Here is a 23,741-nt window from a genome sequence, read left to right as displayed (position 1 = left end):
TTGCGCCAGATCAATACGCATAGCTTGGCCGTTGGTTCACGGAACCCGTAGCAGTAGACGGGGTTTCGTGTGCATCACTGTTTAATGATGGAGACTGTTATGGCCGACCGTCCACAAGATGATTTTGATATCGAACCGGAAGAAGTCGATACCAACCGTGCTGTCCAACAGGGCCTTGGCGTTGGTGCCCGAGAATTGGCCGCCATCGGTGAAAGCGGCGAGAAGGGTACGCTGGAAACCGCCCGCCCCGACAAAAAGCCCGGCAAGAAGAAAGATGACACCATCGAAAGCGACACCGGCCGCGCGGCCAGTGTGCTGGATCGCAAATAGGGCCTTACCTTACAGGTATGGAGATCAGAAACTCGTTGCCGCTCGGATACGGCAGGCCTGTATTTCCGTCTACTAACACCGCGCGTCGAGCCTGACGCAATATCACTTGATTGAGCCGGTCGATCCAAGGATGCGCGCTGTCAATATAACAATTCTGTACGCGGCCTTGAGGGCCTGTCTGGCAAGATACATATACATTAACAGGGCCGCTCACTTCGAAGGGGAGTGAGGTTGGGTTGGGCCTTGTCGTCCAGTTCGGATTGAACGGCATATCGTCGTTTGGATAGCCTTCAGGAACTGAGCGTACGAGCGGGCGACCGCAGGCCTGCATGACCTGTCGAACAGCGTCGGAATTTTCAGGCAGGGTAATGGCGTAGGTTTTAGCAGGGGTGCCATCTTCGGTTGGCACACTGAAGCTGACGGCACCACCCGCCATTAGATTGCGGCTCATTTGAGTGGGGCCAGCTGCGTAAGCTGTGGTTCCATCGCCGTACACAACCCACTTATCCCTTCCTTCCGGTTTGGACGGGAAGTGATGGATGATAGTGCGCTCTTGGCCTTCGGCGCGAGGTAGTCCGCTAAGAATGACATTGAGCTGGTCGTCGCGACAGGCGATCATCATTGTCAGGCCCGTATCATACGACAGGCTGGCGACGGTGAGTTTGTCCTTGGCAATGGTGTCCAAGTCCCAATCATCAGCCTGCGAAACCGTTGGTAACGCTAGCGTCGCAGCTAGGGCCGACAGCATGGCTATGAACTGTGTTTTACGCATAAAAATACCCCCGCTTAATGACGGGGGTATTTGAAAAAGCTTTGGCTATCAAGCTGCACTCACAGAGAATCGTAGATGCTCTGGAAGAAGGTGGCACCGTCGGCGCTGCCCAGTTCGGCCTCGAAGGCGCGGTCGGGGTGGGGCATCAGGCCGATGACGTTGCCGGCTTCGTTCATGATACCGGCGATGTCGTTGACCGAACCGTTGGGGTTGTCGACATAGCGGAAGACGACCTGATTGTTATCTTCGATGCGCTTGAGGGTTTCGGTATCGGCAAAGAAGTTACCGTCGCCATTGCCCTGCGTCATCACCACCTCGGTCTGATCGCCGTAAAGCTTGGTGAAACGCGTGTTCTTGTTGGCCACGGTTAGGCTGATGGGCTTGCAGACATATTTCAGGCCGCTGTTCTTCATCAGGGCTCCCGGAAGCATTTCAGCTTCGCACAGGATCTGGAAGCCGTTGCAAATGCCGACCACGGTCACGCCGTCTTCGGCAGCCTTTTTGACGGCCTGCATGACCTTGGACTGGGCTGCCATAGCGCCGCTGCGCAGATAGTCACCATAGGAGAAACCTCCCGGAATGACGATCAGGTCGAGCCCTTTCGGCAGTTCGGTCTCGGCATGCCAGACCATGGAAACTTGCTCGCCAGTGGAGCGTTCGACGGCGACCTTACAGTCGCGGTCACAGTTGGAACCGGGGAATACGATGACGGCTGCGCTCATGGGCGGGCCTCCTAGCACCCTTTGAAGGGAATGTCAGTCACAGGTTTCACTGGTTTTGAAATTGCGGCTCTGAAAGCTTGCGCCCAGTCACATAGGCAATCACCCAGATCGCAAAACCGCCCAGAGCCAGACCCATGCCGACATAGCCGGTCGAGGTCCAGCCCCAACCCGCCGCAATGGCCATTCCGCCTAAAAGCGGACCCAGCGCATTGGCAAAGTTAAAGGCCGAATGGTTCAGGGCCGCCGCCAGTGTCTGGGCATCGCCCGCCACATCCATCAGGCGAGTTTGCAGGATGGAACCCAAGCCGCCGCCAATGCCGATCATGACAATCACCACCAGCAGGGTCTCCAGACGCGGGGATGCCAGCGCATACAACGACAGGGCAAAGGCGCTCCACAGCAAAAGGCCACCTGCGGCCTTCATGCCGAATCTGTCTGCGGCCCAGCCGCCGATCAGATTTCCGGCCATCATGCCGATGCCAAAGATCGCAAATATGGTTGGCAGCATGGAAGCCGAAACGCCCGTCACTGCCTGCGCGGTCGAGGCTAGATAGGCATAGACGCTGAACAGGCCTCCAAAGCCGATGGCACCGACGCCGAGGGTCAGCCAGACCTGCGTATTCTTGAGGGCGGCCAGCTCGCGAAGTGGAACTGCATCGGGATCGCCTGCATCACGCGGCGCAAAAATCGCCACCAGCGCCATGGTCAGGACAGCCAGCACGCTGACAATGGCAAAGGTCCAGCGCCAGCCGAAATGCTGGCTGACCATATTGGCCAGAGGCACACCAACCAGTGTCGCCACCGTCAGGCCCAGTAAGGTGGTGGATACGGCGCGAGAGCGCATTTTTAGTGGCACGATGCTGGCCACCAGAAGAGCCGCCACACCGAAATAGGCTCCGTGCGGAATGCCGCTGAGGAAGCGGAACAGCAGCATGCTTTCATAGGTGGGTGCGATGGCGCTGAGGGCATTACCGATGGCAAACAGACCCATAAAACCCACCAGCAACAGCCAGCGCGGCAGGCGGGCCCCCATAACCGCCAATATAGGTGCGCCGACGACCACCCCTGCGGCATAGGCGCTGATGACATGGCCTGCTGTCGGTTCGTCCACGCCCAGACCCTTGGCAAAGTCGGGCAGGATGCTCATGGCGGCAAACTCGGTCACGCCGATGGCAAAGCCACCTGTCGCAAGGGCCAGCAGAACAAGGGCAATCCGTCCGGCGGAAAGCGCGGCGGGTTCAGCGCCCTGTGAGGGGCGTGGGGAATCAAACATGCATACCGGGGTCGTTTGGGGCGATGCAGCCTTCAGGCTGCGGGGGAGGACGACGAAACCGATATAGGCCGATCAGGCTGTGTTGCAATGCGACCAAGGGGGACTTTGGCGGGCGAACCACCAAAGTCCCCCTTGGTGTGATTTATCCGCCGGTGTTTTCGTAAATGCCGGTGATCGAGGCCTTGGCCAGCGTATGGAAATGCAGGTTGAAGCCGTAGACCGCGCCCGAATTATCGGCGGTGACGTCCAGTTTTTCCACATCCACGGCAAAGACGGTGAAGATATAGCGGTGCGGGCCGTGACCTGCGGGCGGGGCGGCACCGCCGAAACCGGCATCGCCGAAATCGGTGCGGCCCTGAATAGCACCGGCAGGCAGATGGGCACCGCCTACAGCACCGGCACCCGCGGCCAGTTCGCTGATATCGGCAGGGATATTGGCCACGGTCCAGTGCCAAAAGCCCGAGCCGGTCGGCGCGTCGGGATCATAGCAGGTGATGGCAAACGACTTGGTGCCTTCGGGTGCGCCCGACCACGATAGGTGCGGCGAGCTATTGCCCTTGGCATAGACCTGCGCGTCGGAAAGCGTGCCGCCGTCCGTCAGATCATTGGATGTCAGGGTAAAGGTCATGGGCGGTCCCTCCGTCGTCATTGACACTTGAACTCCATCCTTGATGGGCAAGGCGGGGGCAGACGGCAAGAGTGCGTATTAAAAAAGGCCGCCCGTGTGGGCGGCCTTTTATCGGGAACCTGAAATATCAGGCGATCTCGATCTTGTAGGATTCGATGACCGTATTGGCCAGAAGCGTTTCGCACATGCGCTTCACTTCGGCTTCCTTGTCGGCGACGTCGTCTGCCAGATCGAAAGTGATCAGCTTGCCAACGCGGGCTTCGGAAACGCCCGGCCAGCCCAGCCCTTGCAGAGCGCCTTCAACGGCCTTGCCCTGAACATCCAGTACACCCGGCTTGAGGAAGACGTGAACCTTAACCTTGGCCATTAGTGGAGACCTCCCTGAATTACTGTCGGCATATCTTTCATGATGCCGAGACGGCGAGCCACTTCGGTGTAGCTCTCGATGACATTGCCCATATCGCGGCGGAAGCGGTCTTTATCCAGCTTCTCGCCCGTGGCGGTATCCCACAGGCGGCACGAGTCGGGGCTGATTTCGTCGGCGAGGATAACGCGCGAGAAATCGTTTTCGTAGATGCGGCCGAACTCGATCTTGAAGTCCACCAGCGTGATGCCGACCGCCGCGAACATGCCCGACAGGAAGTCGTTCACACGGATGGCCGTGGCCAGCATCTCGTCCATTTCCTGGGTCGTGGCCCAGTTGAAGGCGGTGATATGCTCTTCCGACACCATCGGGTCGTTAAGCTCGTCCTTCTTATAATAAAATTCGATAATCGAACGCGGCAGCGGGGTACCTTCCTCAAGGCCCAGACGCTTGGCGATCGAACCGGCAGCCACGTTACGCACAACGACTTCCAGCGGCACGATCTCGACTTCGCGGATCAGTTGCTCGCGCAGGTTCAGGCGCTTGATGAAGTGGTTGGTGATGCCGATCTGGTTCAGGCGGGTCATCACAAATTCGCTGATGCGGTTGTTGATGACGCCCTTGCCTTCCAGCTGGGCTTTCTTTTCACCGTTAAAGGCGGTCGCATCGTCCTTGAAATACTGGATCAGCGTGCCCGGCTCGGGACCCTCGTAGAGGATCTTGGCCTTGCCCTCATAAATCTTTTTGCGCTTGGTGTTCATCACTGGCGTTCCCGTACGGGGAGGTAAGGTAGCCTTCAAAATGAAAAACGCGCACCTCCGTGAACGGAAAGCGCGGTTCTCGAGTCGATGGCGGCTCAATAGAACCGAGTGCCCTTTAGCGGAATGAGGGCTGTGACACAAATATCCATAAGTTTGTTATCCGGAGTGTGGCCTGTTTAACTCTTGTTGACGTTCGGGCATGCTCAAGGCCATAGAGCCGCATGCGAACTCGCACTTGAGTCCGTAAAGCAGGAGTTACGACGCGGATGACGACCTTCGAAGATCGGGAACAGGCCTATGAGGCCAAATTCGCCCTCGATCAGGAACAGGAATTCAAGGCCATTGCCCGTCGCAACAAGTTGCTGGGTCTGTGGGCGGCCGAGAAGATGGAACTGTCCGCCGAGAGCGCAGAACAATACGCCGCCGCTGTTGTGCGCGCCGATTTCGAGCAACCGGGCGAGGAAGATGTCTTCCGCAAAATCACCGGCGACTTCAAAGGCGCGGGTCTGACCATTTCTGAGGGCGAAGTCCGCTCCAAGATGGACGAACTGGCCGCAGCCTCGCGCGAGCAAATCCGCGCCGGCGAGTAATCGTCCTAAGCGATTGAAAATAAACAAGGCCCGCAACCGGAGGGGATGGTTGCGGGCCTTTTTATCGTCTGCCTCGAACACCATGAGGAAGCAGACATGCGCACTGCCTACGCATCGGTTAAATGCGCGTCAGGCGTTCGGGTTGCAGTGTTACGGCATCAGTACCGTATCAATGACGTGAACCACGCCATTCGTGCGGGCCTGATCGGCCATTGTGATGGTGGCTTTGCCGCCCTTGGCGTCGGTAATTTCCCACTTGCCGCCACCGGCATCACGCAAGGTCAGCTTGCCGCCCTGGACCGTGGTCAGGGTGGCTGTGCCATTATTCGCGGCGGCCTGAGCCGCCAGATCGGCGGCCGCAAGACGACCCGGAACCACATGATAGGTCAGGATCTTGGTCAGATCGGCCTTCTTGGCCGGTTCCATCAGGGCATTGCGATCGGCGGCAGGTATTTTGTCAAAGGCCGCATTGGTCGGCGCGAAGACAGTGAACGGACCTGGGCTGGACAGGCGCTGGGCCAGACCTGCGCTCTGAATGGCGGCGGTCAGAGTGGTAAAGTCGGGTGCCGTACTGGCGGCGGTAACAATGTCTTCTGTCGGGGCCATGGACGGTGCGGGGGCGGGCGTAGTGGTGGCTGGTTCTGCCGTCGGGGCCGCGTTTTCGCTATTCTGGTTATTACCGCAAGCCGCCAGTGTCAGGGCGGCAGCAGACATGGCCATCAAGCCAAAGGTTGTACGGGTCTTCATCATTACGAGGCTCTCCCATTGGGTCGCTGAACTGCGAACAGGGATAAAGTACGGTTAAAAGCCCGAAAGGATGCGTCCGGAACCGAGATTGTGATTTCTAAAAGGCGGGCAGGCGCTCTCGCCACAGGGCCAGCTTGGTCTCAAAAGGCATTGTATAGGCCGGACTGGTGGAGGGCAGGTCGATAAGGGGGATCGGGTCTATATGGCCTTCCAGAATCTTGCGACCGATTTTGGCAGCGGCCTTGCCGTTAAAACCGATGGCTTCCAAACGGGGCAGGGTGCGGACAATGGCGATAAGATCCGCTGCCTCTGGCGAGCGGATGGCGCTATCCAAACTGCCGGACCGTTCGGCAGAGGCCAGCACGTCCCACAGTCCTATCCCGCTTTGCAGCAAGACTTGCAGGCGGTCTTCATAGGGAAGGGCATCCAGAGGCTCGCCCGCCAAAGCCGCCGCTATCGGCCAGAAGGCGTTGCGGGGATGGGCATAATACTGGGCGGCATTCAGCGAGGCGATGCCGGGCAGGCTGCCCAGCACCAGAAGGCGGGTCTTATCCGATACAACAGGCGCAAAACCGATGCTGCGCACACCATCGCCGCTCATGAGGTGTGGTCGCGCAGCCAGCCGACAACCGAATGGCGGTGGACCTTGGCATAGGGCGCAACAACCGCCACCGAATGCAGTTGCGGTACCTTGAACAGAGTCAGGGTGTTAAAGCGCGGCACAAAGCCCCGCGAAACATCGCCCTTATTGTCATGGAACAGAAGCTGGCCACCCCAGTCACTGCGCCAGCGACGGGTAAAGCCCAGCGTGTACGCGGTCAGGCGGTGGCTGTCCTCGGAGCCGACATCATCGTGCAATCCGATAAAATCGCCGGGACGGTAACGGGTCAGTTGACCATCGGCCTTTGCCACGCGAGGCTCGTCGGTGATAAAGGCCCCGAAGGCGGTGAACTCGGCATTCAGCCACTCGGTCAGCCTATGGATCGGATGACCGGCATCGCGCCCCGTCAAATAGGCTGTAATCAGCGGATACGACTGGTAGAGAAAGCCGTAATTATCGCCTGTGCGGTCCATCAGATTACGGATGCGCTGGCCCATCTGCTGGCCCTGCTGGCGTATCTCTTCCTGTGTCAGAAGAACCGGTTTGTCCTCTTCGCCCTGAAAGGCCAGATCATAGGTCAGGGTCTCAATCATGCGGGCCATATGTTCGGCCACATGCGGCTCGAAAATATCCGTAATCTGCACAAAACCCTCGCGCTTATAGGCGTCACGCGCCGCCTTGGCATCGACAGCCGGATTAATACGGATAACTGGTGTGGTCATGATCAAGCGGTTCCCCAAGGCAGATAGCACTGATAGCCAATCCGCTGATCAAGCAAAAGGGTGGGCCAGGGTGATGCCTTCGTCCGCCTTTACGAAGTCTATGAAGCGGGCCACAGCACGGGGATATGCCGTTTGCTGGTCTGATCGAGATTTCTTCTGGGCAAACTTGACCTTTGATGCTGTGGTGGAGGCACAGTTCTTAGGGTTTAAAGAGGTATCCATGCGTGCCACAACTTTGATCTTGGCCGCTATAGCCGCACTGGGCTTTGTCACCTTCATGCCGGACACAGCCAGTGCGCAAGGGGCCTGTACAGGCGCTCCGGGCGAAATGGTGGTGGGCATGTCAGGCGGTGGTCCGGGCGGATATCAGACCCCGCTATGCTCGTCGCCGGGTGGTGGCGCGGGTGGCGCACCTCGCCGTTCGGATGCCGAGGTCATGAACGACGCCATCGGCACAGCCTATCAGGCCGACATCGTTACGATGATGATGGGCCTGCACAGGATGCAGGAGCAAATCGAGAAACGCCAGAACGGTTCATGGGAACATATCGGTCCGGCTGATACCGTCGAGCGCGGCTATAAGTCATGCTCGGCCGTATATCTCAAGGGCAGTCATTTCCTAATGCTGTGGGGCAGTAACAAGTCCGGCGCACAGGCGACGCTGACGCTGGTTGATGCCAATGAAAATGCTGTCATGCAGCCTGTCGAGGTTCCGGAAATCCAGCATGTAACACTGGAACAGACAGGTGCCGCGCCTGCCAACATCAATGCCATCCGTCATACTGTCGATGGCCATGGCGCGGTGACCTTTGCCATTCCATCGCTTGAACTGGCGGTCAGCGGCCTGCGTGACCGGATGAACATCAAGGTCAGCGCCGACGGGCATGAGCTTCTGGCTATGGATTATAGCGGCGGCAATGCTGCCAAATTCGGATTCGAGAACTGCATCCGACAACTTCCGCGCCCGCGTGTGCGCTAAGGTCAGAATATGAAAAGGGGAGATACCGGCCGGTATCTCCCCTATCACTACCGATATTTTGCGTTTAGCCGCCGAACACGCGGTTGAAGATCACATCGACATTCTTGGTGTGGTAGCCAATGTCGAACAGCGCTTCGAGGTCGGTATCGGCCAAGGTGACGCGTTCGTCCGACTTCAGGAAGTCGATGAAGCGGCCTTCGCCGCGCCAGACCTTCATGGCGTTCTCTTGCACGGCGGCATAGGCGTTTTCGCGGCTGATGCCCGCTTGGGTCAGGGCCAGCATGACACGCTGCGAGAAGACCAGGCCACCCAGGCGATCCATGTTCTTTTGCATGTTCTCGGGATAGATGTTCATGCGCTCGACGACGCCTGCCAGACGGTGCAGGGCAAAGTCGAGGTGAACCGTCGCATCAGGACCGATGCCGCGCTCAACCGACGAGTGGCTGATATCGCGCTCGTGCCACAGGGCGACGTTTTCCATGGCTGGAACAACCGACGAGCGGACCAGACGGGCAAGGCCGGTCAGGTTTTCGGTCAGGATAGGGTTGCGCTTGTGCGGCATGGCCGACGAGCCCTTTTGACCCTTGTCGAAGAACTCTTCGGCTTCCAGCACTTCGGTGCGCTGCAGGTGGCGGATTTCGGTGGCCAGACGCTCGATCGACGACGCGATCACGCCCAGAGCCGCGAAATAAGCAGCGTGACGGTCGCGCGGGATGACCTGCGTCGAGACCGGCTCGACCTGCAAACCCATCTGGTCGGCAACGTATTGTTCCACTTCCGGCGAGACATTGGCGAAGGTGCCGACCGCGCCCGAGATGGCGCAGGTGGCGATTTCTTCACGCGCGGTCACCAGACGGCGACGGGCACGTTGCCACTCGGCGTGATAACCTGCCAGTTTCAGGCCAAAGGTCACCGACTCGGCGTGGATGCCGTGCGAGCGACCGACGCAGACGGTGTATTTGTGTTCCTTGGCGCGGGTTTCCAGCGCGGCCAGAACGCGGTCAACGCCCGCCAGCAGCAGGTCCGACGAGCGGGCCAGTTGCACAGCAAAGCAGGTATCCAGAACGTCCGAAGAGGTCATGCCCTGATGCAGGAAACGCGCTTCGTCACCGACGATTTCGGCCACGTGCGTCAGGAAGGCGATGACATCGTGCTTGGTGGTGCGTTCGATCTCGTCGATGCGGTCGGCATCGAAGGTGGCATCCTTGCCCTTGGCCCAGATCGCCTCGGCGGCATCATGCGGAATGACGCCCAGCTCGGCCATCTTGGTGGCGGCGTGGGCTTCGATCTCGAACCAGATTTTATACTTGGTGTCCTGGGACCAGATGGCGACGGCTTCGGGGCGGGTATAGCGCGTGATCATGGTCCCGCTCTGTCATCCCACTGACGGTTTGAGTCAAGCGTTAGGGGACGTTGTTATGCGGCGGTCATGAAACCTTCATATTGTGCGGGGGTTTTCCTTGGCGATCACTTGCCCTATGTAGCCGCCATCAGGAGGACGACCTCCCCCGCATTGGGCTTCACGTCGGGACGACCCGACATGCCATGTTCGGGAGTCTGTCGTGGCCTGGATTTTCCTTCTTATTGCTGGTTTGCTTGAAATCGTGTGGGCGACGCTGATGAAGGCGTCAGACGGTTTTACCAAGCTGTGGCCGTCGGTCGGAACAATCGGCTTCATGGTGCTGTCGTTCGGCCTTCTGGCCATGGCCATGAAGACCCTGCCTCTGGGTACGGCCTATGCTATCTGGACCGGTATCGGTGCCGTCGGGGCTTTTGTGGTCGGTATTGCCATCATGGGCGAGGCTGTAACCATTATGCGCGTGGCCGGTGCCTTGCTGATCGTATCTGGCATTGTTGTGCTGAAGCTGTCGTCCAGCCATTAATAGCCTCGGTTATGAGAGGTTAAGGCGATGGAACTGACAATCGGCCCGCGTTTGTATTCGACCTGGTCCCTGCGGGGATGGCTGGTGATGAAGCGCACAGGGGCCGATTTTGCGGTTCGCAGCGTCGAATATGCCTCTGCCGAACAAAAGGCGGCCCTGCGCGATCACTCGCCAACGGGGCTGGTGCCTTTGTTGCAGCTCGGTGAAGACACGATCTGGGACACTCTGGCCATTGCCGAGTGGGCGGCCGAAACATACCCCCAAGCGCAACTGTGGCCCGCCGACCCTGTCGTGCGGGCCTATGCCCGTTCAGTGACGGCGGAAATGCATTCGGGCTTTGCCGCCTTGCGCGCTCTGTGCGGCATGGGACCGAGCCATCCGATTGCTGGTGATGTCCGCAGCGATCCGCCATCCGATCCGGCGCTGGATCGGGACTTGTCGCGGCTGGTGTCGATCTGGAAACAGATGCGCGGACGTTATGGCGCGGACGGGCCTTGGCTGTTTGGGGCGTGGTCGATTGCCGATGCCTTTTTCACGCCGGTCGCGGCACGGGTGCGGCACTACCGGATCGACCTGTCACAGCATGGCGATACGGATGGTATCGCCGCGGCCTATATGCAGACGCTGTTGAGCCAGCCCGATTTTCTGGAATGGGAAGCCGAGGCACTGGCGTCTTAAAGCTGGTCATCGAAACTTCGTATTCAAAGAACGATGTTTTTACATTTTGCTGCCAAGGTCATGCTGTGGGAAGGGAGGCATGACACATGCGTACGATTGATCGAGGCGTGAACTGGCAACGCAAGGCGCGCATCTATGGTTTTGTGTCTCTGATGCTGGGCGCAGGTTGGCTGCTGGTCCAGTCCGGTCTGGGCTGAAATCTGAACCTAGTGTGCTGCCTCGGGCGTTTCGGTGTGTGCTGTCTGTAGGACCGGAGCGACCGCAATGGGCGGGCGCGGCGTATAGTCCAACGATAGCGGAACCCCCGCAGCGCCTGAAACCACGGCGTCCAGTGTTTGGGTCTTGCCGCCCATCATGCGCTGGTAAATCCAATAGGCTGCAACAACCTTTTCGACATATTCGCGGGCCTGCGGCACGTCGATAATCTCGATCAGTAATAACGGGTCTGCATCTGCGCCCAGCTTGCGAATGGCGGCTAGCATCGGGCCGGGGCCGGCATTATAGGAAGCGACCGTTTTCAACAGGTCGCCCTTAAAGCTTTCGATGGCCAGCAGGCGATTAATATAGTCCTGACCCACCTTCATATTGTGGCTGGCATTCAGCAAACGCTGGGGCTGGCGCACATAGGACTGGTCGCCGGTCATATAGGCGGCGGTGGCAGGCATGACCTGCATCAGGCCATAAGCACCGGCACCTGAACGGGCATTGGCATCAAAGGCCGACTCGCGACGGATCAGGGCATAGACCAGTGCTTGATCCACAGTATAACCGCCTTCTGGGGTCAATTCGGGCATCGGATAGTCTGCGGCATTGACGGTCGAGGCTGCGCGTTCTGCCGAACGACTGGGGGCGACCATGCGATAAAGGTCGGCCCACATCTGGCGGGCCTGCGTATCGCGCGAACGGCGTAGGCCCTCGCGGGCCGACTGTGCGGCGGCATTGCGACGACCGACCTCGAACAAGGCCAGTGTACGGCGTGCGTCTAAGTCCTGATGCACAAAGCTGTTCAGGGCACGGGTATCGACCGGAGCCAGTTCTTCGGAAGGCTGGTTCTGGGCGGTCGAAAAATAAGAACGCGGCCCCTGGTTCTGGATGACCATTTCCTCGCCAAGCTGGCGCTGGGCGATCTGGCCATAGAAGGTGGCGGGCCATCGGGCCGCTTGGCGCAGCAGGGGCTGGATACGATCCTGACGACCGCTGAACCCGGCAGCACGGGCGGCCCAGAAGGCACCGGCGGAACGCACCCACGGGTCTTCGGTCGGGTCATCGGCCACATGCAGGAAGGCCTGATAGGCGTCATGATAGCGCTGTAGTCGCCATGCGGCCAAACCCGATGTCCACCAGTCGCCCAACGCGATGCCGGTATCATAGGCCCCTTGCAGGTCGTCATTATTCAGCATGACGCGGGCGGCGCGGGCAGGGTCGGTGGCCGGTTGTCCGGCGCGGGTGACGCTATCCCATGTGCGGGTCAGAAAACCGCCAGGACGGGGGGGCGGTGTGGCACCATCCGGCAGACGGCGCATGGCCAGCGTATAGACACGCTCGGCCATGGGCAGGTCTGAATAGGTCGTCAGCCAGCCGACCAGTTCGTCATAGGTGGCGACGTGGTTGGCATGGAACAGGCGCTCGAATTCCAGCTCGCCCAGAAGAATACGGTCCTGAACCTGCTGGGCCGTTGTGCGGGCCGCTTCCAGATCGCCACGGCGAAGGGCGTCAAAGGCGGTCGTGTAGGTCAGGCGGTCCTGACGGCTGAGGGCCGAAGGGGTGTCGGAGGTTTCGTCATAGGCTGCTGTGCCCGAAACGGCAGCATAGGCCACCTCGGCATGGCTGATAGCGGGCAGGCACAGGGCGAGCGTGCAGGACAGTCCGGCCAGTAGCGACGGTAAACGTAAGAAAGGCGTAGGCAGTAACGACTTGCGCGACAACGAAACGCAATGCGCTTGTGCAACAGATTTCATGAGCGCGGAGGCCCCCTTCATCGGCATTCTGACGGCGTATACGACCGATCAAAAGCTCTGCGGATTGGTCACCTGATCGCCAAAACATGCCCGTTTTTGGGCGAAGTCTCAACTTTTAAGGTTCAAGCCTTGTCTTGAGCGTCAGCATATCGCGCCAGACCAGCCCCTTGGCTTGCGGTTGTTGCAACAGGAAACCGGGGTGGAATGTGGTCATGACGGGCAGGGGGGGCTGCCCTTCGGGTGTCCATTCTTTCCAGCGGCCCTGAAGCTTGAGCAGGCTCTCCTCGGAGGCCAGAATGCCGCGCGCGGCGACCGAACCGACCAGCAAGACGGCCTTGGGTTGGAGCAGTTGCACGGCACGTTCGATAAAGGGCAGGCAGACCGCCTGTTCTTCGGGGGTGGGCGGACGATTGCCGGGCGGTTGCCAGAACACGGTCTGCGTCAGATAGGCGCGGTCGGTGAGTTGGGCGGCAGCCAGTATTCGGTCCATGAGCTGGCCCGCAGGGCTGGAAAACGCGGCTCCACGCGCATCGTCCACATCGTTTGGGGCGTCACCGATAACCAGAAGATCGGCATTGGAGGCCCCGCGTCCGAACAGCGCGCTTCTGGCTCCCATCTTTTTCAGGCCACAGCCGTCAAACGCGGCAACGGCAGCGACAAGCGCGTCCATGTCCTGTGCGGCCATAGCCAGTTGCCGTGCATCGGCAGTGCCGGTTGCGGCATTGGTGTTGGACAGAGGCCCGCGCGAAACCGGTACAGCCGCAAGTTTTTGCACCGCAGCGGGTGTCGGCAGGGCCTGGATTTTCGTGTGATCGAACGGTTCTTCCAGGTAGCAGGCATCGACCCCGGCATCGCGCCAAAAGGCGAGCAAGGACTCATAGGCGAGCATATCCGGGGAAAGAGTGTTCATCACAGATAAAGCAATAGGGCTTGACCGCCGCCACGTCACCTCCCGATAAGGCGATAACCACGACAAGATTGAGGATTCAGGGGACCATGGCGGAACAGCTCACCGAAGGCGGCGCAAAGAATGCGTGGCAAGAAGCCGTCATCGACAACCTGCCGCCGCTGGAAGCGCTGGCCGGTGTCGAGCGCGAAGTCATGGAATATGACGTTGTTATCGTCGGCGGCGGCCCTGCCGGTCTGTCGGCTGCGATCCGTCTGAAACAACGTGCCGAAAAAGACGGCAAGGAAATCACGGTTGCCGTTCTGGAAAAGTCTGCCGAAATCGGCGGACATATCCTGTCGGGTGCGGTGATTGATCCCAAGGCGCTGAATGAACTGTTCCCCAACTGGAAAGAGATGGGCGCGCCGCTGGAGACGCCGGTCAAGGAAGACAAATTCCTGATTCTCGGTCCGGCAGGTCAGGTGTCGTTGCCGATGTTCGCTCTGCCGCCGTTCATGCACAATAACGGCTGCTATATTGCCTCGCTGGGCAATGTCTCGCGCTGGCTGGCCGAGCAGGCCGAAGCGCTGGGTGTTGAAGTCTATCCGGGTATGGCCGCCAGTCATGTCGTCTGGGGTGATGAAGGTCAGGTCAAGGGTGTGGTCGCCGGTGTGTTCGGCATCGACCGCGAAGGCAAGCCGACCGGCGAGTTCCAGCCGGGTCTGGAACTGCACGGCAAATACGTCTTCATCGCTGAAGGTGTGCGCGGCTCGCTGGCCAAGACTATCATGGCGCGTCACAACCTGTGCGATGCGGCCGATCCGCAAAAGTTCGGTATCGGCATTAAAGAGTTGTGGCAGATTCCGGCGGAAAACCACAAGCCGGGTCTGGTCCAGCATACGACCGGCTGGCCGCTGGACGACAAGACCGGCGGTGGTTCGTTCCTGTACCACTTCGGCGATCACTATGTGTCGATCGGCTTTGTGACGCACCTGAACTATCGCAACCCCTATCTGTCGCCGTTCGACGAGTTCCAGCGCTTCAAGCACCATGACTCGGTTGCTCACCACCTCGAAGGCGGCACCCGTGTCTCCTATGGCGCGCGCGCCATCACCGAGGGCGGTTTCCAGTCTGTTCCGAAACTGGCCTTCCCGGGAGGTGCGCTGATCGGCTGTTCGGCCGGTTTCGTCAACGTCCCGCGTATCAAGGGCAGCCACAATGCCATGAAGACCGGCATGCTGGCCGCTGATGCCGCCTATGATGCCGTGATGGAAGGCCGTGGCGGCGACGTGCTGGAAGCCTATGAAGCGTCCTACAAGACCTCGTGGGTCTATAAGGAGCTGAAGGTTGTTCGTAACGCCAAGCCGCTGCTGACCAAGTTTGGCACCATGCTGGGCGGTGCCATCGGCATGTTCGACCTGTGGGTGAACCACATCACCGGTGGCTTCTCGTTCTTTGGCACAATGAAGCACCACAAGACCGATGCGGCCTCGCTTGAACCGGCATCACAGCACAAGCCGATTGCCTATCCGAAGCCGGACGGCAAGCTGTCGTTCGACAAACTGTCGTCGGTGTTCATCTCCAACACCAACCATGCCGAGGACCAGCCCGCGCACCTGAAGCTGCTGGACCCAAGCGTGCCGATCAACGTCAACCTGCCCAAATATGGCGAGCCTGCGCGTCTGTATTGTCCGGCGGGTGTCTACGAGGTGCTGCGTGACGAGGACGGCTCGAACCCGCGCTTCCAGATCAATGCCCAGAACTGCGTCCACTGCAAAACCTGCGACATAAAGGACCCGTCGCAGAACATTGTCTGGACCACGCCGGAAGGTGGCGGCGGCCCGAACTATCCGAATATGTAATCGGCCTGTTAAAGCCCTGTAGGGTTTGAATGTTTTGAAAAGGACGTCGCACAGGCTGCGGCGTCCTTTTTCTATGCCGACACAGGTTCAGCCCCTTGCCCGCGCTGGCGAAAAGGTGAAGGGTCGGCGCTATGAAGCCTCTACGTCCTCTGCTGCTGACCACTTCGATTGCTGCCCTGATCATGGCGGCCCCCGCGCTGGCGCAGGAGGCTCAGCCACAGGTTGTGCCGCAAGATGCGCCGCCCGTTGTCATAGACCCTGTGGACGGGGAACCGGCCAAGCCCGACGAAGCAACGCAGGACCAGCCGCAAACCGATACAACAGAGGTTGAAGGCGAGGATGGCGAACCGGCAGGCACCGAACTGCCGCCGACGCCTATCGTGGCTATTCCCGCCGAGTGGGCCCCTGTGCCGAAAGATGCCCAGGGGCGCAGTGCCTATGGGCTATATCTGGCCGGACGCGCGGCACTGGCCCGCGAGGATACGGGGCTGGGGGCGCAACTGCTGCAACAGGCCAATATCCTGACCCCCGAACAACCGCGCCTGCGGGAACAGGCCTTTACCGCCGCTATTCTGGCCGGTGATCTGGGCTATGCCGCGACCATCGTGCCGGAGGGCGAAACCGTTTCGCCGGTGATGACCGAAGCGGGCAAACTGGTTCACGGCATCCAGACCTATCTGAACCATGGCGCGCGTCGTGCCAATCGGGTGCTGGCCGACAATCCGGTCGATCTGCCGCATGATCGCGCGGCCGTCTACGCACAGGTCTGGATCGCAGCAGAGGCCGGTGACTGGGACCGCGCCTTTGCCGCCCCGCCTGCCGATTTTGATCCTATCAGCGCGATGGTGGCCCGCAGCAACCGCGCCCGTCTGTTGGAAATCCGTCGCCGCTATGACGATGCGGAACAGGAATGGCAGGACCTGACGGCCCATGCTGTGGCTGCGCCTCTATTCCGTCTGCCCTATGGCGAGTTTCTGGAACGTCGTGGCCGCAAGGAAGAAGCGCTGGCCTTGTATGATGCGTCCATTGCCGCCAATCAGGCCGAGCCGCGTATCTATCTGGCGCGACAGCGTGTGATCGATGGAGGCAAGCCGCCCGAACTGCCGCGCTATCGCGAGGGCGTGGCCATGGCGCTGCGCACCGCCGCCGACCAGATGATCGCGCAGGATGCCAACGAGTTCGGAGCGGTTTATCTGCGTCTGGCGCAACAGATTGTGCCGACGCCGCAGACGCAACTTTATATCGGCCAGACGCTGATCAATGCCAATCTGGGCTATGCCGGTCGTCAGGTTTTGGCCGAAATCGAACCGTTGCAAGGCCGTATCTATGCCAGCGCGCGCGCCCAGCGCGCAGGCAGCTTTGAAAAACAGGGCCAGTCCGAAGAGGCTCTGGCCGATTACCGGCTGGCCTTGGCAGCAGCGCCCGACGATCCGGCCATTACCTATGCTTTGGCGGGTCAACTCGTCTCAATGAAACAGTATGACGAGGCGCTGGACCTGCTGAACGGTCCGATGCTGAACGTGCCGGGACAGGGATATGAGGTCCATTTCCTGCGCGGGGCGGCCTATGAATCGCTCAAGCGCGTAGACGAGGCCGAGGCCGAGCTGTGGGCGGCGTTGCAGTTGCAGCCCAATGAAGCGGAAATATTGAACTATCTTGGCTATCTATGGGTGGATAGCGGTCGTCGGGTCGAAGAGGGTTCGGCCATGATTGCCCGCGCCCACGCCGCCAATCCGAATGACGGCCATATTCAGGACTCGCTGGGCTGGGCACAGTTCAAGCAGGGCCAGTATGATCAGGCGCTGCAAAACCTTGAACAGGCCGTGGCCAAGCTTCCGGCCAATGCCGAGCTGAACGACCATCTTGGGGATGTTTACTGGGCAGTCGGTCGCCAGCGCGAGGCGGGCTTCCAGTGGCAGCGCGTTCTGACACTGGATGTCGATGCCGAGCGTCGCGCCGAGGTCGAGGCCAAGCTGAAAGAGCGTCTGGATCAGGCTCCCGCCTCCGAGGCGGGCATTTCGGCAGACAGCACCGAAGCGGCGAACTGACCCAGTGACCGATACCCTGACGCTGTTGGCACCGGCCAAGGTGAACCTTTATCTGCATGTCGCGCCAGTGCGGGGTGACGGCTATCATCCGCTGGACAGTCTGGTGGCCTTTGCCGATATCGGCGACCGGATGACCTTTGAAAAGGCCGACAGTTTCTCCTTCGAGATCACCGGCCCGTTCAGCCAGACGCTGCACGGGGAGGGCGATAATCTGGTGGTGCGGGCACTATTGGCGCTGGCGGACCATCTGGGGGTCGAGGATCTGCCGATGGCGGTTACTCTGGATAAAAGGCTGCCGATAGCTTCGGGGCTGGGTGGCGGTTCCTCCGATGCGGGAGCGGCACTGCGCGGGGCCAATCTGTTTCTTGAGCTTGGGCTGTCTGATCCGGTGCTGGAGGAACTGGCCCGCGTGATCGGAGCTGACGGGCCAATGTGTTATCGGGCTCGTCCCGCCTATGCGTCGGGTGTAGGCGAGGTGCTGGAAGACGCGCCGGACCTGCCGGTTTTACATGCCGTGCTGTTAAATCCGGGTCTGCCATCACCAACCGGGGCGGTCTATCGTGCCTATGACGCTCGGCCCGAGGGTAAGGCCGACCGTCCGGCACCGTTTGCAAAGCCCGAAGCCATTATCGATTGGCTGGCCCAGCAGAGAAACGATCTTCAGGCACCGGCTCTGTCGGTCACGCCCGATATTGCCGAGGCGCTGGAAACCATGGCCCTGATCCCGACCTGTCGTCTGGTCCGGATGTCGGGTTCTGGGGCAACAGTATTTGGTCTGTTCGACAGTGCCGAAGATGCGCTTCAGGCGGCCCTGTTGCTGGATCGTCCCGGCTGGTGGGTCAGGCCGACACGGCTGGGTGCGCCGCAATTGCATCTGGGATGACAAAATTAACGGCTTAATGACCGGATGCTGTTATGTGAAACGCCATGCTGGTTCTAACGCCCGAACAGACTGATGATTTGCACCTGACTCTTGCGGCCTTGCCTCTGCATGTGCGTGAGCGGCTGGAAGAACTTTTGCCCGAGGCGACTGTAGCGGCCATCGAGGCGGCTCCTCACTGGGATTTCGAACTGTGCGCCAAGCGCGTTGATGCATTGATCGGCATCGGTCCCGAGGACGAGATCACGGGGGCCTTGCGTCGTGGCATGATCGCCAGTTGGCTGCTGGAACTGCCACGCCGGATTGCCTCCTATAATCTGCCGCCCGAAGTGTTCGAGGCCTATCCGTTCTGGCTGAGCCGGACAGCGAAGTCCCTGAGCACGGACACCGGTGCCTATGATGCCGACTTCTGGGCCAAGGATGTTCGGTTTGCGATGGGGCTGAGCGTACCAGGCAGTCGCACACACCTTATCGACCTGTCTTCGCCTGTGGGGCCGCGCCAGACGGTCGAGCATGTGCTGGGCGGGCATGGTCTGACGGCACCGCTGCGCTGGTTTTTGTCCAGAAGCTGGGGGGTCTGGCTGGAAATCCATACCGAAAGCCGTGACCTGACGGATTTTAATCCTGCGGGCTGGGACAAGGCGTGGCTGGCAACGGCGGGCATTGTCAGCCGCTATCCCGGTTTACGGGGCGGGATCGGATCCAGTTGGTTTTATGATCCGCCCCTGACCAAGATCAGCCCGCGACTGGCCTATCTGCGCCAGACCCCACTAAAAAACGGGGCCTTTATGGTGCATCAGGGACCGGGTGCGATCCATACCGAACGGGCCTCGGCCTCATCACCCACGCGACGGGCCTTGATCGAGGCAGGTAAATATACGCCGCGTTCGTGGCTGATGATCTGGCCGCGCAAGGCGCTGCTGCGCTGGGCGGATAAGGAAATCCAGCGTCAGGCCGACTTGGCGGACATCATCGAAAAGGCCGAGGAAACCGGCAAGATCGACAATCCGGCCTGACGGGCCAAGGCGATGACCCGCACCAGATCCTGCGGGGTACAGCCATAGGGGGTGGGGTTGGCCTCGACATCGTGGCCATAGGCGATCAGCCAGCCACGGTTCTCGGCGGTTTTCGCCATCAGGCCTTCCAGATCGTAATCGGGCAGGCGGCGGCTTTCCAAGCCGATGGACAACAGGTTGTTGCGGTCGGTCACGCCTTTATTTACGCCATCGGTGACGCCGCGACTATGGGCGAACCGGCGGCCCAGAAAACCCTTGGCCCCGAGTGATGCATCCCCGAACGGATAGGCAAAATGGCTCATCCGGTGGCCATCCAGCCGCTCGGCTACCCAGTCGGAATTGCGGTCCAGCTCGGCCCTGAGGCCAGCGGCATCCAGCCTCAATACACTGGTGTGGGAAAAGGTATGGCAGCCGACCTCGTGGCCCGCTTCATAGGCTTCCTGAAGGTCGCGCTCGGAGAACTGCACCTTGTCCATATTGCTGCCGTCGCACAGCCCGCCCGCGACATAATAGGTGGCGTGGATGCCATGATCCTTCAGGATCGGCCCTGCCACCTCCCATGCGCTCTTGGGAAAGTCGTCAAAGCTGAGGCTCAAAACCCCCTTCGCCGGTTGTACGGGCAGGGGATCGCGCCCCAGATAACGGGCAGCACGGCGGCGGAACTGGTCGATGCGTTCTTTCATATTGCCGCTCTTCTAGCGCAGATAGGTTTGCGAAAAAATGAAGCAACAGCCTTGCCTTGCCGCGAAGGGGCAGGGGGCTTATGGTCCGCGCCTTCCCGAAATCGGACTGAATGTCGACCGTGGCCGCTACTGAACCTCTTTCGTTTCAGGACCTGATCCTGACCCTGCACCATTATTGGAGCGAGCAAGGCTGTGCGATCTTGCAGCCGTATGACATCGAGGTGGGCGCGGGTACGCTGCACCCTGCGACTGTCCTGCGCGCGCTGGGTAAGAAGCCGTGGAAGGCTGCCTATGTCCAGCCGTCGCGCCGTCCGGGCGATGGCCGCTATGGTGAAAACCCTAACCGCCTGCAGCATTATTACCAGTATCAGGTCATCCTGAAGCCGAACCCCGACAACCTGCAGGAGCTGTATCTCAACTCCCTGCGCGCCATCGGCATCGACCCCAGCCTGCACGATATCCGTTTTGTCGAAGACGACTGGGAAAACCCGACCGTCGGTGCATGGGGTCTGGGCTGGGAAGTCTGGTGTGACGGCATGGAAGTCACCCAGTTCACCTATTTCCAGGGCGTGGGCGGCATTGAGGTCGACGTCGTCTCGGGCGAGCTGACCTACGGTCTGGAACGTCTGGCCATGTATGTTCAGGGCGTGGACAACGTCTATGACCTGAAGTTCAACAATGACGGCCTGACCTATGGCGAGGTTTTTCTTGAAAACGAGCGCCAGCAGTCCGAAGCGAACTTCCACGGCTATGACGTGGCCGGCCTGAAGCGCCGTTTCGAGGACATGGAAGCCGAGGCCAAGCGTTTCCTCGGCATGACGGGACCGCAAGGCCAGCCGCTGGTGCTTCCGGCCTATGATCAGGTTCTGAAAGCCTCGCACCTGTTCAACCTGATGGACGCCCGCGGTGCCATCGCCGTGGCCGAGCGCCAGTCCTATATCGGCCGTATCCGCGACCTGTGTAAGGCCGCCGCCACCGCCCAAGTTGAACAAGAGCGCCGCGAAGAAGCGGCTGCCGAAGCGAAAAACGCCTGATCATGTCCCAGCTTCTTATTGAAATCTTCTCGGAAGAAATCCCGGCCCGTATGCAGCAGGGCGGTGCGCGTGATCTGGAACGGATCACGTCCGACGCCTTTAAAAAGGCGGGCCTGACGTGGGACAGCCTGACCACCTATGGCGGGCCGCGCCGCCTGACGCTGGTGGTCGAAGGTCTGCCGGTGGCAACGCCCGACCTGAACGAAGAGCTGAAAGGTCCCAAGACCTCGGCTCCGGCTCAGGCGATGGAAGGCTTTCTGCGCAAGACCGGCCTGACGCAAGACCAACTGGTCGAGCGTGACGGCATCTATTACGCGCAGGTTTCGCAAAAAGGCCGCGCCACGACCGAGGTTGTGGCCGAGACGCTGGAAACCGTTTTCCACACGATGTCGTGGCCGAAGTCGCAGCGCTGGGGCTCCAACAGCTTCCGCTGGGTGCGTCCGATCCATCGCATCATCGCCCTGTTTGACGGCGCGGTCATTCCGTATGCGCTTGATCTGGGCAGCACCGTCGGTGGTGAATCCAAGAAGGTTGTGGCCTCGAACGTGACCGAGGGCCACCGCTTCATGGGCTCGGGCCAGCCGTTCGAAGTCACCGACTTTGCCGACTACCGCACCAAGCTGGAGCGCAACTTTGTTGTGCTGTCCTTCGATGACCGCAAGGCCAAGGTGCTTGAAGGTGCCAAGGCTGTCTGCGCCGCCAAGGGTCTGGAACTGGTCGATGATATCGGCCTGCTGGACGAGGTGGCCGGTCTGGCTGAATGGCCGACGCCGATCCTCGGTGACATGGCCCCCGAGTTCCTCGCCCTGCCGCCGGAAGTCGTGCGTCTGTCGATGAAGGTGCACCAGAAGTATTTCGCCGTTCGTGTTCCGAACGCCGAAGGCTTGGCACCCCATTACGTCGTGGTTGCCAATATCGAAGCTGCCGATGGCGGCAAGGCGCTGGCGGCCGGTAACTCCAAGGTTCTGTCGGCCCGTCTGAACGACGGCCGCTTCTTCTGGGAAGAAGACCAGAAGGTCGGTTTCGACAAGTGGAACGAGAAGCTCTCGGGCGTCACCTTCCACGCCAAGCTCGGCACCATGGCTGAGCGCGTCGAGCGCATCGCCAAACTGGCCGCCGAGATCGCCCCGCTGGTCGGTGCCGATGCGGCAGAGGCTGAAAAGGCTGCACGTCTGGCCAAGGCTGATCTGGCTTCGGGCATGGTCAGCGAGTTCCCCGAACTGCAAGGCATTATGGGCGGCTATTACGCCCGTTTGGCCGGACAACCGGACGCTGTCGCCGACGCCATCCGCGATCACTACAAGCCGCAAGGCCCCGCCGACAGCGTGCCGAGCGCACCGCTGACGGTCGCCATTGCTTTGGCCGACAAGATCGACACGCTCGTTGGCTTCTTCGCCATCGACGAGAAGCCGACGGGTTCGAAAGATCCGTACGCCTTGCGTCGAGCTGCATTGGGCGTAATACGCCTGATACTTGATAATAATACTCGACTACCTCTCGGCGGTTTGGGTGATTTGGCGTATGTATTGGTTAAGTGCCATAATAATGTACGTGCTGCTCTAGCGCAGAATGAAGAAATTACTGTTGGTGCTTTCCTTGTTCTCTCAGAGGAAGATCGTTCTAAGTTTGTAGCGGCGTCAGAATTCATGTCGAATGCTGTGGCGCAAATGGATTTAATTGTTTCGCAAATATCGCTTGATACTAAATTTGAAGACTTTGCCGGAATTCTACCCTTCTTCGCTGACCGCCTGAGCGTCCTGCTGCGCGATCAAGGCCAGCGTCACGATCTTGTGGCGGCTGTGTTCGCGCTGGGTGATGACGATCTGGTGCGTATCGTGCGTCGCGTAGAGGCTCTGTCGGGCTTCCTCGCGACCGACGACGGTGCCAACCTGCTGGCCGGTTACAAGCGCGCTTCGAACATCCTCAAGGCCGAGGAGAAGAAGGGCGCGCTTCCGTCGGGCATCGTTTCGGTCTCCATGGCCAGCCAGCCTGCCGAGGAAGTCGCTCTGGCCAACGCCACCGCAACGGCCGATGCCGCTGTGAACAAGGCGCTGGAAACCGAAGACTTCGCCGCCGCCATGACGGCACTGGCTGCGTTGCGTGCGCCGGTCGATGCCTTCTTTACCGGCGTCATGGTCAACTCGGATGTGGCTGAAGAGCGCGACAACCGCCTCAAGCTGCTGGTCCATGTGCGCGAAGTCATGGGCCGCGTGGCTGATTTCGGTCAGATCGCAGGCTAAGGCTCGAAATATAAAGGGCAGGGTTCTGACCTTTACGCGACGGCACTCTTCGGGGTGCCGTTTTGCGTTTCAGCCTGCTGGCAC

Annotated in this window: 24 protein-coding genes; 11 read left to right on the top strand and 13 right to left on the bottom strand. The window is 60.1% G+C overall.

Going from position 1 to position 23,741, the window contains the following annotated elements; translation table 11 throughout:
* The first annotated feature begins 99 nt into the window (after positions 1 to 99).
* The gene (locus WEU32_RS11590; protein WP_312135883.1) at positions 100 to 330 is read left to right on the top strand and encodes a hypothetical protein; all 231 of its coding nucleotides are present in this window, start codon (positions 100 to 102) and stop codon (positions 328 to 330) included.
* A 4-nt stretch (positions 331 to 334) separates the two neighbouring features.
* Here the strand turns inward: WEU32_RS11590 and WEU32_RS11585 are convergent, their stop codons facing one another.
* The 6 genes from WEU32_RS11585 to purC form a co-directional block, all read right to left on the bottom strand.
* On the bottom strand, positions 335 to 1,102 hold the full coding sequence (locus WEU32_RS11585; protein ID WP_312135885.1) for a hypothetical protein: 768 nt from the start codon (positions 1,100 to 1,102) through the stop codon (positions 335 to 337).
* Positions 1,103 to 1,161: 59 nt separating this feature from the next.
* Positions 1,162 to 1,824, bottom strand: a complete 663-nt coding sequence (gene purQ / locus WEU32_RS11580; RefSeq protein WP_406851979.1) for a phosphoribosylformylglycinamidine synthase subunit PurQ — start codon at positions 1,822 to 1,824, stop codon at positions 1,162 to 1,164.
* A gap of 46 nt (positions 1,825 to 1,870) precedes the next feature.
* Positions 1,871 to 3,097, bottom strand: a complete 1,227-nt coding sequence (locus tag WEU32_RS11575; RefSeq protein ID WP_406851978.1) for an MFS transporter — start codon at positions 3,095 to 3,097, stop codon at positions 1,871 to 1,873.
* A 142-nt stretch (positions 3,098 to 3,239) separates the two neighbouring features.
* Positions 3,240 to 3,725: a YbhB/YbcL family Raf kinase inhibitor-like protein gene (locus WEU32_RS11570; RefSeq protein ID WP_406851977.1), complete on the bottom strand. Its 486-nt coding sequence runs from the start codon at positions 3,723 to 3,725 to the stop codon at positions 3,240 to 3,242.
* A gap of 127 nt (positions 3,726 to 3,852) precedes the next feature.
* A complete protein-coding gene (purS, locus tag WEU32_RS11565) occupies positions 3,853 to 4,092 on the bottom strand; it encodes a phosphoribosylformylglycinamidine synthase subunit PurS (RefSeq protein WP_312135920.1) in 240 nt (79 codons plus the stop codon).
* Positions 4,092 to 4,850, bottom strand: a complete 759-nt coding sequence (gene purC / locus WEU32_RS11560) for a phosphoribosylaminoimidazolesuccinocarboxamide synthase (protein WP_312135927.1) — start codon at positions 4,848 to 4,850, stop codon at positions 4,092 to 4,094. Before purC ends, purS begins: the two co-directional genes overlap by 1 nt.
* 266 nt (positions 4,851 to 5,116) lie before the next feature.
* Between purC and WEU32_RS11555 the strand changes: the two genes are divergently transcribed.
* Positions 5,117 to 5,440, top strand: coding sequence for a DUF1476 domain-containing protein (locus WEU32_RS11555; RefSeq protein ID WP_312135941.1), 324 nt, complete (start codon positions 5,117 to 5,119; stop codon positions 5,438 to 5,440).
* A gap of 150 nt (positions 5,441 to 5,590) precedes the next feature.
* On the opposite strand, the gene WEU32_RS11550 is transcribed toward WEU32_RS11555, so the two are convergent.
* The 3 genes from WEU32_RS11550 to WEU32_RS11540 form a co-directional block, all read right to left on the bottom strand.
* Complete coding sequence (locus tag WEU32_RS11550) at positions 5,591 to 6,190, bottom strand: fasciclin domain-containing protein (protein WP_312135946.1); 600 nt, start codon at positions 6,188 to 6,190, stop codon at positions 5,591 to 5,593.
* A 94-nt stretch (positions 6,191 to 6,284) separates the two neighbouring features.
* Complete coding sequence (locus WEU32_RS11545; protein ID WP_406851976.1) at positions 6,285 to 6,788, bottom strand: DNA-deoxyinosine glycosylase; 504 nt, start codon at positions 6,786 to 6,788, stop codon at positions 6,285 to 6,287.
* Entirely contained in the window at positions 6,785 to 7,510 is a 726-nt protein-coding gene (locus WEU32_RS11540; protein ID WP_406851975.1) for a 2OG-Fe(II) oxygenase family protein, read from the bottom strand. The genes WEU32_RS11545 and WEU32_RS11540 overlap by 4 nt, the downstream gene beginning before the upstream one ends.
* Before the next feature lie 220 nt (positions 7,511 to 7,730).
* Between WEU32_RS11540 and WEU32_RS11535 the strand changes: the two genes are divergently transcribed.
* The gene (locus WEU32_RS11535; RefSeq protein ID WP_406851974.1) at positions 7,731 to 8,489 is read left to right on the top strand and encodes a hypothetical protein; all 759 of its coding nucleotides are present in this window, start codon (positions 7,731 to 7,733) and stop codon (positions 8,487 to 8,489) included.
* 64 nt (positions 8,490 to 8,553) lie between these two features.
* Here the strand turns inward: WEU32_RS11535 and purB are convergent, their stop codons facing one another.
* Entirely contained in the window at positions 8,554 to 9,852 is a 1,299-nt protein-coding gene (gene purB / locus WEU32_RS11530; RefSeq protein WP_406851973.1) for an adenylosuccinate lyase, read from the bottom strand.
* Positions 9,853 to 10,051: 199 nt separating this feature from the next.
* Between purB and WEU32_RS11525 the strand changes: the two genes are divergently transcribed.
* Positions 10,052 to 10,372, top strand: coding sequence for a multidrug efflux SMR transporter (locus tag WEU32_RS11525; RefSeq protein ID WP_312812155.1), 321 nt, complete (start codon positions 10,052 to 10,054; stop codon positions 10,370 to 10,372).
* Positions 10,373 to 10,399: 27 nt separating this feature from the next.
* On the top strand, positions 10,400 to 11,050 hold the full coding sequence (locus WEU32_RS11520) for a glutathione S-transferase (protein ID WP_406851972.1): 651 nt from the start codon (positions 10,400 to 10,402) through the stop codon (positions 11,048 to 11,050).
* A 206-nt stretch (positions 11,051 to 11,256) separates the two neighbouring features.
* On the opposite strand, the gene WEU32_RS11515 is transcribed toward WEU32_RS11520, so the two are convergent.
* Together WEU32_RS11515 and WEU32_RS11510 are read right to left on the bottom strand one after the other, a co-directional pair.
* Positions 11,257 to 13,008 carry a lytic transglycosylase domain-containing protein gene (locus WEU32_RS11515; protein WP_406851971.1) on the bottom strand — a complete coding sequence of 584 codons (1,752 nt, stop codon included), beginning with the start codon at positions 13,006 to 13,008 and terminating at the stop codon, positions 11,257 to 11,259.
* Positions 13,009 to 13,123: 115 nt separating this feature from the next.
* The gene (locus WEU32_RS11510; protein WP_406851970.1) at positions 13,124 to 13,918 is read right to left on the bottom strand and encodes a uracil-DNA glycosylase family protein; all 795 of its coding nucleotides are present in this window, start codon (positions 13,916 to 13,918) and stop codon (positions 13,124 to 13,126) included.
* 191 nt (positions 13,919 to 14,109) lie between these two features.
* Between WEU32_RS11510 and WEU32_RS11505 the strand changes: the two genes are divergently transcribed.
* The 4 genes from WEU32_RS11505 (at position 14,110) to WEU32_RS11490 (ending at position 19,700) form a co-directional block, all read left to right on the top strand.
* The gene (locus WEU32_RS11505; RefSeq protein WP_406853446.1) at positions 14,110 to 15,756 is read left to right on the top strand and encodes an electron transfer flavoprotein-ubiquinone oxidoreductase; all 1,647 of its coding nucleotides are present in this window, start codon (positions 14,110 to 14,112) and stop codon (positions 15,754 to 15,756) included.
* Between the two features lie 131 nt (positions 15,757 to 15,887).
* Positions 15,888 to 17,804, top strand: coding sequence for a tetratricopeptide repeat protein (locus tag WEU32_RS11500; protein WP_406851969.1), 1,917 nt, complete (start codon positions 15,888 to 15,890; stop codon positions 17,802 to 17,804).
* Between the two features lie 4 nt (positions 17,805 to 17,808).
* A complete protein-coding gene (locus WEU32_RS11495) occupies positions 17,809 to 18,687 on the top strand; it encodes a 4-(cytidine 5'-diphospho)-2-C-methyl-D-erythritol kinase (RefSeq protein ID WP_406851968.1) in 879 nt (292 codons plus the stop codon).
* A gap of 44 nt (positions 18,688 to 18,731) precedes the next feature.
* Complete coding sequence (locus tag WEU32_RS11490; protein ID WP_406851967.1) at positions 18,732 to 19,700, top strand: hypothetical protein; 969 nt, start codon at positions 18,732 to 18,734, stop codon at positions 19,698 to 19,700.
* Here the strand turns inward: WEU32_RS11490 and WEU32_RS11485 are convergent.
* Entirely contained in the window at positions 19,634 to 20,383 is a 750-nt protein-coding gene (locus tag WEU32_RS11485) for a polysaccharide deacetylase family protein (protein ID WP_406851966.1), read from the bottom strand. The two genes, WEU32_RS11490 and WEU32_RS11485, sit on opposite strands and share 67 nt — an antisense overlap.
* Before the next feature lie 110 nt (positions 20,384 to 20,493).
* On the opposite strand from WEU32_RS11485, the gene WEU32_RS11480 reads away from it, so the two are divergent.
* Positions 20,494 to 21,417 carry a glycine--tRNA ligase subunit alpha gene (locus WEU32_RS11480; protein ID WP_406851965.1) on the top strand — a complete coding sequence of 308 codons (924 nt, stop codon included), beginning with the start codon at positions 20,494 to 20,496 and terminating at the stop codon, positions 21,415 to 21,417.
* A gap of 2 nt (positions 21,418 to 21,419) precedes the next feature.
* Positions 21,420 to 23,657 carry a glycine--tRNA ligase subunit beta gene (gene glyS / locus WEU32_RS11475; RefSeq protein ID WP_406851964.1) on the top strand — a complete coding sequence of 746 codons (2,238 nt, stop codon included), beginning with the start codon at positions 21,420 to 21,422 and terminating at the stop codon, positions 23,655 to 23,657.
* Positions 23,658 to 23,741: the final 84 nt, after the last annotated feature.

The organism is Brevundimonas sp. BH3 (assembly GCF_045345115.1).
Taxonomy (GTDB): domain Bacteria; phylum Pseudomonadota; class Alphaproteobacteria; order Caulobacterales; family Caulobacteraceae; genus Brevundimonas.
This window is presented reverse-complemented; position numbering and strand designations above follow the sequence as displayed.